Below are 7,369 nucleotides of genomic sequence, written 5' to 3'. Positions count from 1 at the left end.
TTCGTAGAGTCCCTGGTGGACCCGAAAAGTAACCACCTTGGTTTTTGCTTCATATCGTTCTCTCGCAGTCGTCATAATTTACCTCCTGTATACCATGGTTGTATACCATAGCTGTATACCACTGGTTGTCCCCCCTAATTTAGGCTTGTTTCTGGGCTAGTAGGGGGTCACCCTATCCCAGCCGTGACCTGCTCTCATAAGCCTCGCTTCACAATGCCCCTGGGAACATCCTTCTTTCAACTGGCAACTCAGCATACCTAACCAGAGCTCGTATCATCCATCCACATAGCTGGCGTACATATTCGGCGATATGCTATAGTTAGCTGTGCGTTCATTCCATTACCTCCTGTAATAGTTGCCCCAGGGGGTGACCGGCACTACCTGAGCGCTGGATTTACCAGATAGGTATTAGAGCTTTCCGGATAGACCACTTCGGACAGCTCTAAGAATGACTAGAAATATAGCAGCCATGACTCATGCACCTTTGGGAATGCGTACGGTCAGAAGGACTTCGGAAGAATCAGGTTTGGTTACCTCTCCTGAAGGGGAGAGGGATAAAGGGTGAGGGGTTAGAAAATCCACCCCCTCACCATCTCCTCCTCCCCCTTCTTCGATGTTACCTTACCATCCAGCCGCGCTTCGTGGAGTCGCTCCAGAATCTCTTTCATGCGGGGGCCGGGGGCAATGCCCATCTGTTGCAGGTCGCGGCCGGTGAGGGTGGGGCGGACATAGCGCAGCCTATCGAGATAAAGCCGGATATGCTGGCGGGCTACGGCGGAATCAGCGGCTAACAGACTGGCGGTAATCGCTGGCAGTGAATTGCCTTCAAGGAGCCGGTAGATACGGCTCGGTGCAATTTTGGCGTCGGCCAGCAACGGCAGCCTGGCCTTAAGGCTAACGGTTTCTCTCAGTGTCCGGGCCAGCGGATTTGGCAGTCTGAGCCGTGAAATCAGTCCTTCCGTCTCCTCCCCCGTCAGCCGGTAAGCCAGCAGCGCCAGATAGACCTCCACGGATGAAGAACCCGCTGTACGGGCGTCTGCATACTTCTCCGCCAGCCAGTCGTCGCCTGTGAGGCCGGGATACAATTGGGACAGTACACCCAGTTCCCCGGCGCGGCGCAGCACCTTTTCGGGGCGCTCCTCCCGCAAAACCATCTCCAGCTCATGACGCAGGCGGTCGCCGCTGATGGTATCCAGCATCGGCACGTCCCGCTTCAGCAGTCGTAAAGTATCCGCCTCCAGGTGGAAGTCCAGGCGTTGCTCGTAACGCAACCCGCGCCAGATACGCGTAGAATCGTCAATAAAGCTCACCGGGTGCAGAATACGTACCAATTTACTTCCCAGGTCATCCAAGCCCCGGTAGGGGTCAATCAGATGGCCGTAGCTACCGGGAGCCAGCTCTACCGCCATGGCATTGATGGTGAAATCGCGCCGGAAAAGGTCGTCGGCCAGGGAGCCGGGCTTTACCTTTGGAAGCGCTCCGGGCTTATCGTAGGTCTCGGAGCGGGCGGTGGTCAGGTCAACGCTCCACCGCTGCCACTGCACTTTAGCGGTGCCGAAACGGGGGTGGGTCTTCAATCTCCTGCCACCGGTCCCCGCCAGCTGTTCTGCCAGGCTGATGGCGTCACCCTCCAGCACCAGGTCAAGGTCAAGATTGGCGCGCCCCAGGAGCAGGTCACGCACCACCCCGCCAACCAGGTACAGCTTCTGCCCTCGTGCAGTGGCCGCCTCACCCGCCTGCCGCATAAAGTCGACCAGTTCGGCGGGCAGTTTTTCCTCGATTTTAGCTGACAGATTGATAGTCTCAGTCATATTAGCTCACCGGTAAGATACACAGCCCGAATTATAGCACAGGTCATTACTGAGTTCACCGGATAGAAGAATACACGCTAAACTAAATAGATGCCTGAGCGGGTAATGACTTTATCGGCCAAATACCGGACTGGTGCTAAAGGTAAAGAGCGGACATAAGCTCTATACAGTCAGTCGCCGTTTCATCATCACCAGAGACAAGGGGAAGAAGACGGCCGTAGCTACGGCGATGATGCCCAGGGCGGTGAGCAGGTCAGGCTGGAACTCTCCCCAGACCAGGGCTCTGGAGAGCTTGACCACCGGGGTCAGGGGTACTATCCAGCTCAGTCTCTGAACGATATCGGGGAAATTTGAGAGCGGGAAGAAAACCCCGCTGAAAAAGAACATGGGCGTGATAAAGAGGGTGTAATAATAGTTAAAGCTGTAAAAAGAGGGCACCAGGGAAGTGAAGGTGACGGCGATGGCGGAGAACATTATTCCGGATATTAAGGAAAGCACCGGTATCAGCAGCGCCCAGGGTGAAGTCACCAGCCCAAAGATAGTGGCGATGACTAAAATTGTGGTCCCGGTGATGAGGGAACGGGTGGCTCCCCAGAATATTTCCCCGGCGATGACGTCTTCCACGTCAAGCGGCGTGGCCAGGATGGCGTCATAAACCTTGCGGTATTCCATGCGGACGAAGCTGCCGTAGGTACACTCGAAGCTGGCGCTGAACATTCCGTAACTGGCGATGATACCGGGCACGATAAACTCGATGTAACGCTGGCCCTCGACCAGGCCGATATAAGCCCCCAGTCCCAGCCCCATGGCCAGTATCACCATGATGGGTTCAGCGATAAAACCGGGCGCTTCCGAGTGCCACAGGTTCAGGAAGACATCCCGGTTCCGCTGCCACATCCGTATAAACCGCCAGGAAAAGATTCTCATACTACTTCATGTCCCCCGGATTATCCGGGACTGTTTCCCTAACCGGGTATCTTGCCGGCGAGCTTAAAAAGGTTCCTCCGGATAATATCCCCCCGATAAGTTTAAAAGGTTCATTCGGATAGCACGCTCCCGGTGAGTTTGAAAAAGACGTCCTCTAATGTCGCCGGTTTCCGCCAGGTGTGCGCGGTTAAAGTGCTCAGCTCTCTGGAACCGTCTCCGGCAGCGTCGAAGACGTGGATTACGTAGCCCAGGTCAGTAAAGTCGAGCCTGTAATCGGTCAGCGTCTTGATAATCTGGCTCCGGTTACCTGAGTTTGCCTCTATCTCCAGTACCTCATCGCCGGCGTACCGGGAAATGAGGGCCTGGGGACTGTCCTGGGTCAGTATCTTGCCCTGGTGCATTATGGCCACCCGGTCACAGAGAACGGCGGCTTCTTCCATGTTCTGGGTGCACAGAAGCTGGGTGACCCCCTGAGTTTTCAATTCTTCCAGTTTTTGCCATACCAGGTGTTTGGCCTGGGGGTCAAGCCCTATTGACGGCTCGTCAAGGATGATGATCCTGGGACGGTTGATCAATCCCCTGGCCAGCAGCAGGCGCCGTTTCATACCGCCGGACAGCTCTCTGATGTGGCTGTTGCGCCTGCCCTCGAGCTGGAACAGACTCAGTATCTCCAGACTGCGGCGGCGGGCTTCATCCCCGGGTATGGAAAAGTAGCGGGCAAAGGTGGTCAGGTTCTGAAGTACCGTCAGGTCCTCGTCCAGGTTATCAATCTGGGGCACTACCCCCAGCATCGCTTTTATCTGGCGCGAGTGCATTCTCAGGTCTTTACCTGTGATGTGGATATCGCCTGCGGTAGGCGGTGAGACGGCGGTTATCATCCTGATAAGGGTGGTCTTACCGGCGCCATTAGGCCCCAGCAAACCGAAACACTCATTCTCCGCTATCTCCAGGTTAACGTCGTCTACCGCCACCAGGTCGCTAAATTTCTTGGTCAGGTGTTGTGTCACAATGACAGCCATCGACATTCACCGGTTGTTGGCAATAATCCGCAGTTAATCCTACCAGTTGCCGAACCTGCGGTCAATGAGTTTCTGCTACCATTACTGAAATATTTACCGGTCAACTACCGGGTACCGCCCTGAATTTCCCTGAAAACAGTTGAAACAGGGTAGTTGCAGACCCGGGCGGGCCTAAAATAGATTCCCTGCCCGCGCTGAGTCAGGTTGACATACTGAGAAGCGGGATATTATAACATAGGTAATGATGGAAGGTAGATGTCCAAAGTGTGGCTATCGTACTGTTGGCTGGGCATTACGCTTTCCCAGGAATCAGACCTGTTCAGTATGCGGGGCGGCGCTGGAGATCTTTGAGGATGGCAAGAAAGTCTCCGAAGGGTACTCACCATTTACCGCGGAAAAGTATTTCTTGGGTCGTCCCCACAACGTGCCTTCTCCCGGAGATGATGCAGAAGAAAGCGAGTCTTAAAGACAGCACCGGTTCTATATCCCCAGATCTTCCCCGACGATTACCAGCTCGATACGCGGCGTGATCTGGTATTCAACGATTACCGTGTAGCAGCAAATACGCCGCGGGTGACGGCAGTCAGCGCAAGTTCCGGTAATGGCGCAGGGAGGGGTGTCCATTTCATGCTTGATGTGATGGCGGTAGGCATTCAGCGGGGCGGCCACCTCTTTTACCCGTGCCAGGGCTTCCTCTAAATTAGCCACGATTTTATTGATACCGGCCACGGCGATAACCTTCTTGGGGCCGAAGATGAGACCGCTGGCCCGGTTCCCCGTCCGGTCCGTGTTGACGATTTTACCATCCACGGTAATCGCGTTCAGTCCGGTGAGAAAGTAGTCAGTAGCCAGGGCCTGCTTCCCGGTCTCAATCAGGTCCCGGAAGGTATCCGGCATACAGTCCTCTCCATCCTTGCGGAAAGGGTCAAAGACCTGATGGCTGCCCCTCTTCTCCAGTTCATCGAGGATGCCTATCTGGGAGAGGGTTACCGAGTCGCCCGCGCCGATGGTGACCCCCGGCGGGATCATCTCCAGTATTTTCTGCAAGGCCTCATCGCGGTCCGGGCAGTAGTGCCCCGGGATGTTATGCTTTTCCATGGCGGTAAGGCAGCGCCGGGCCAGTTTCTCTTTAAACCAGGCTTCTTCCCGGCTCATATCAGTCTCAATAGTCATGGCTAATCCCCCTGTCAATTCTGCGTGGCGTCCCTTGATTTTAACGGGCGCTAATATGGCTGTCAAGCAGCGGGTTAAGCCTCTCGTTGACTCTCCCGGGGTAAAGAGTCATCCGTCTGTGACAGTCGCAATAGCTCCCGCGCTCATTTAATGTTATCATATACTAATATCGCGCTTTAAAAATCGCTATCTCTGATTTACATCATGGGAGGGATATTATGCCATACGGGTATGAAATAAATGACCTGGCCAAGGAAGAATCCTGGCGCATGTTCCGCATCATCGGCGAGCTGGTGGAGGGTTTTGATACCCTGAACGGCATCGAACCGGCCGTGACCGTCTATGGTTCCGCCCGGCTCTCCCCCGATGATAAACTGTACGCCGAGACTGAGGAAATCGCCTGTAAACTGGGCGGAGCCGGTTTTTCGATAATAACCGGCGGCGGGCCGGGTGTCATGGAAGCCGCCAACAAGGGCGCGCTCAATGCCGGCGTTACCTCCGTCGGCCTTAATATTGAACTGCCTGAGGAGCAGACCTGCAATGCCTATGCCAACAAGACGATAACCTTTCACCACTTTTTTGTGCGCAAAGTAATGCTGGTAAAGTATGCCATCGCCTTTGTCATCATGCCCGGCGGACTGGGAACGCTCGATGAGCTGTCCGAAGTATTAACCCTGATGCAAACCCTTAAAATCAAGCCGTTTCCGGTAATACTGTACAATAATGAATTCTGGGGAGGGCTGCTGGATTGGATACGCAGTTCTGTCCTGTCCAAAAAGTTTATTTCCGAAGAAGACTTGAACCTGCTGCGGGTTTGTGACCACCCCGATGAGGTCGTCGAAGTGGTACAGAACTGGTACCGGAAACATGAGGTTAGCGGCAGCAAGGCGCTGTCTGAATAGACCCGCCACGCCCCCGCCATAGCCAGCCCCGGGATAAAACCTGCGGCGGATATCGCCGGATTTCAGATGGTGGCGACCCCGGGGGGATTCGAACCCCCGATCTCCACCGTGACAGGGTGGCATGTTAGACCGCTACACCACGGGGCCTTAATAACCTGAGTGATTGGAAACCAAAGCTGTCCCTTTGCTATCAAAGTCTAGCAGTGGACGGCACACTGTGTCAAACTAATTCTACGCCTCTGGCAAGAACCCTGACCTGCGTACCCGGTTCACCCCGTCTCTTTCAGACTCCGGCTAATTCTTTACCGGCCTCCAGCAGCCTGGTCAACCGGGAAGGCGAACCGCTTTCCGCGTAGATACGCAGTAACGGCTCAGTCCCGGAAAACCGGATAAGCAGCCAGGTATTGTCCTCCAGAAGATAACGAAAGCCATCACCGGTTTCAAACTTAGCCACCCTGACCCCGGCTATCTGCTCCGGCTGGCGCTCCAGCCGCCCGGCAATCGCCTGGCGCCGGTCTCCGGGAAACTCGACGTCAATACGCTGATAATAGTGAGCGCCAACCTTGCTGTAGAGATAATCAATAAGCTTCGAAGGGGTCTTTCCGGTTCTCACTATCATGTCCAGGAAGTAGAGATTGGCCAGGATGCCATCCCTTTCCAGCACATGACCCCGGAAGCCGTAGCCGCCGCTTTCCTCGCCCCCCGCCAGCGCATCGTGCGCCATCATCATCGGCGCCACGTATTTGAAACCCACCTGAGTCTCATATACCGGCACCTTAAATATTTCCCCCAGACGGTAGATCATGCTGGTCGTCGTTATCGTCTTGACCAGGGGGCCGCGCTCACCGCGCACCTCCAGCAGGTACAGGCAGAGCAGGGCAAAGACCTGGAGCTGGGTCAGGAATACTCCCTTCTCATCAGTGACGCCCATGCGGTCGGCATCGCCATCGGTCGCCAGGCCGACACTCGCGCCCTCTCCCCTGACCGCCGCCGATAGCCGGGCAAGGTTCGGGGCGATCGGTTCCGGCTGCTGCATATCGGGAAACAGCGGGTTACGCTCGCCGTGTATCTCCACCAGCTCGATATTGCCCCCGCCCAGCAGCTCCTTGAGATATCCGGCGCCGGCCCCGTACATGGAGTCCACCACGACTTTCAGCTTCGCCCGGCGCAACTCCGGCAGGTCAATCAGCCTCTCTATCTGGCGGAAATAGATAGGAGCCAGGTCCAGGTATTCCGCCAGCCCTTTATTCAGGGCTTCGGTCAGCGGCATCCGGGCAACTTCTCCCGTGGCCCAGACGCGGGCTGCATTCTTCTCCAACTCGGCGATGACCTCCGTAGGAGCGCTGGAGCCGGTCTCCGATTTATACTTGAAGCCGTTCCAGATGGCCGGATTGTGGCTGGCGGTGATGACCACCGCCCCACCGGCCTTTTGGGTTAAAGTGGCATAGCTGATTACCGGCGTCGGCGCTGTACTGGTGGAAAGGTAAGCCTTTATCCCGTTGGCGGCCGCCACTTCAGCCACCGCCGCCGCGAAGTC

At 55.8% G+C, this 7,369-nt stretch carries 7 protein-coding genes and 1 tRNA gene; 2 read left to right on the top strand and 6 right to left on the bottom strand.

All coding sequences use genetic code 11. From position 1 onward, the window contains the following. Positions 1-569: 569 nt before the first annotated feature. The 3 genes from Q8Q07_03260 to Q8Q07_03250 form a co-directional block, all read right to left on the bottom strand. Positions 570-1,811, bottom strand: a complete 1,242-nt coding sequence (locus Q8Q07_03260; protein ID MDP3879311.1) for a CCA tRNA nucleotidyltransferase — start codon at positions 1,809-1,811, stop codon at positions 570-572. A 162-nt stretch (positions 1,812-1,973) separates the two neighbouring features. Further along, positions 1,974-2,738, bottom strand: coding sequence for an ABC transporter permease (locus Q8Q07_03255; protein ID MDP3879310.1), 765 nt, complete (start codon positions 2,736-2,738; stop codon positions 1,974-1,976). A 110-nt stretch (positions 2,739-2,848) separates the two neighbouring features. After that, a complete protein-coding gene (locus Q8Q07_03250; protein MDP3879309.1) occupies positions 2,849-3,757 on the bottom strand; it encodes an ABC transporter ATP-binding protein in 909 nt (302 codons plus the stop codon). 241 nt (positions 3,758-3,998) lie between these two features. On the opposite strand from Q8Q07_03250, the gene Q8Q07_03245 reads away from it, so the two are divergent. Then, on the top strand, positions 3,999-4,223 hold the full coding sequence (locus tag Q8Q07_03245) for a hypothetical protein (protein ID MDP3879308.1): 225 nt from the start codon (positions 3,999-4,001) through the stop codon (positions 4,221-4,223). A gap of 14 nt (positions 4,224-4,237) precedes the next feature. Here the strand turns inward: Q8Q07_03245 and Q8Q07_03240 are convergent, their stop codons facing one another. Next, on the bottom strand, positions 4,238-4,930 hold the full coding sequence (locus Q8Q07_03240) for a lactate utilization protein (protein MDP3879307.1): 693 nt from the start codon (positions 4,928-4,930) through the stop codon (positions 4,238-4,240). Between the two features lie 218 nt (positions 4,931-5,148). Here Q8Q07_03240 and Q8Q07_03235 point away from each other — a divergent pair, with 218 nt between their 5' ends. Continuing rightward, positions 5,149-5,832 (top strand): TIGR00730 family Rossman fold protein, encoded by a 684-nt coding sequence (locus Q8Q07_03235; GenBank protein MDP3879306.1) that lies wholly within the window; start codon positions 5,149-5,151, stop codon positions 5,830-5,832. Between the two features lie 70 nt (positions 5,833-5,902). Here Q8Q07_03235 and Q8Q07_03230 read toward each other — a convergent pair. Both Q8Q07_03230 and Q8Q07_03225 read right to left on the bottom strand, forming a co-directional pair. After that, positions 5,903-5,979: transfer RNA gene (locus Q8Q07_03230), tRNA-Asp, on the bottom strand. A 136-nt stretch (positions 5,980-6,115) separates the two neighbouring features. Then, positions 6,116-7,354, bottom strand: coding sequence for a phosphoglucomutase/phosphomannomutase family protein (locus Q8Q07_03225; protein ID MDP3879305.1), 1,239 nt, complete (start codon positions 7,352-7,354; stop codon positions 6,116-6,118). Positions 7,355-7,369: the final 15 nt, after the last annotated feature.

Source organism: Dehalococcoidales bacterium (genome assembly GCA_030698765.1).
Lineage (GTDB): Bacteria > Chloroflexota > Dehalococcoidia > Dehalococcoidales > UBA2162 > JAUYMF01.
This window is presented reverse-complemented; position numbering and strand designations above follow the sequence as displayed.

Bases quoted from the DNA above. Each gene is read 5' to 3' on its own strand.
- Q8Q07_03260 (MDP3879311.1), bottom strand. From the start codon at position 1,811: ATGACTGAGACTATCAATCTGTCAGCTAAAATCGAGGAAAAACTGCCC.
- Q8Q07_03255 (MDP3879310.1), bottom strand. From the start codon at position 2,738: ATGAGAATCTTTTCCTGGCGGTTTATACGGATGTGGCAGCGGAACCGG.
- Q8Q07_03250 (MDP3879309.1), bottom strand. From the start codon at position 3,757: ATGGCTGTCATTGTGACACAACACCTGACCAAGAAATTTAGCGACCTG.
- Q8Q07_03245 (MDP3879308.1), top strand. From the start codon at position 3,999: ATGATGGAAGGTAGATGTCCAAAGTGTGGCTATCGTACTGTTGGCTGG.
- Q8Q07_03240 (MDP3879307.1), bottom strand. From the start codon at position 4,930: ATGACTATTGAGACTGATATGAGCCGGGAAGAAGCCTGGTTTAAAGAG.
- Q8Q07_03235 (MDP3879306.1), top strand. From the start codon at position 5,149: ATGCCATACGGGTATGAAATAAATGACCTGGCCAAGGAAGAATCCTGG.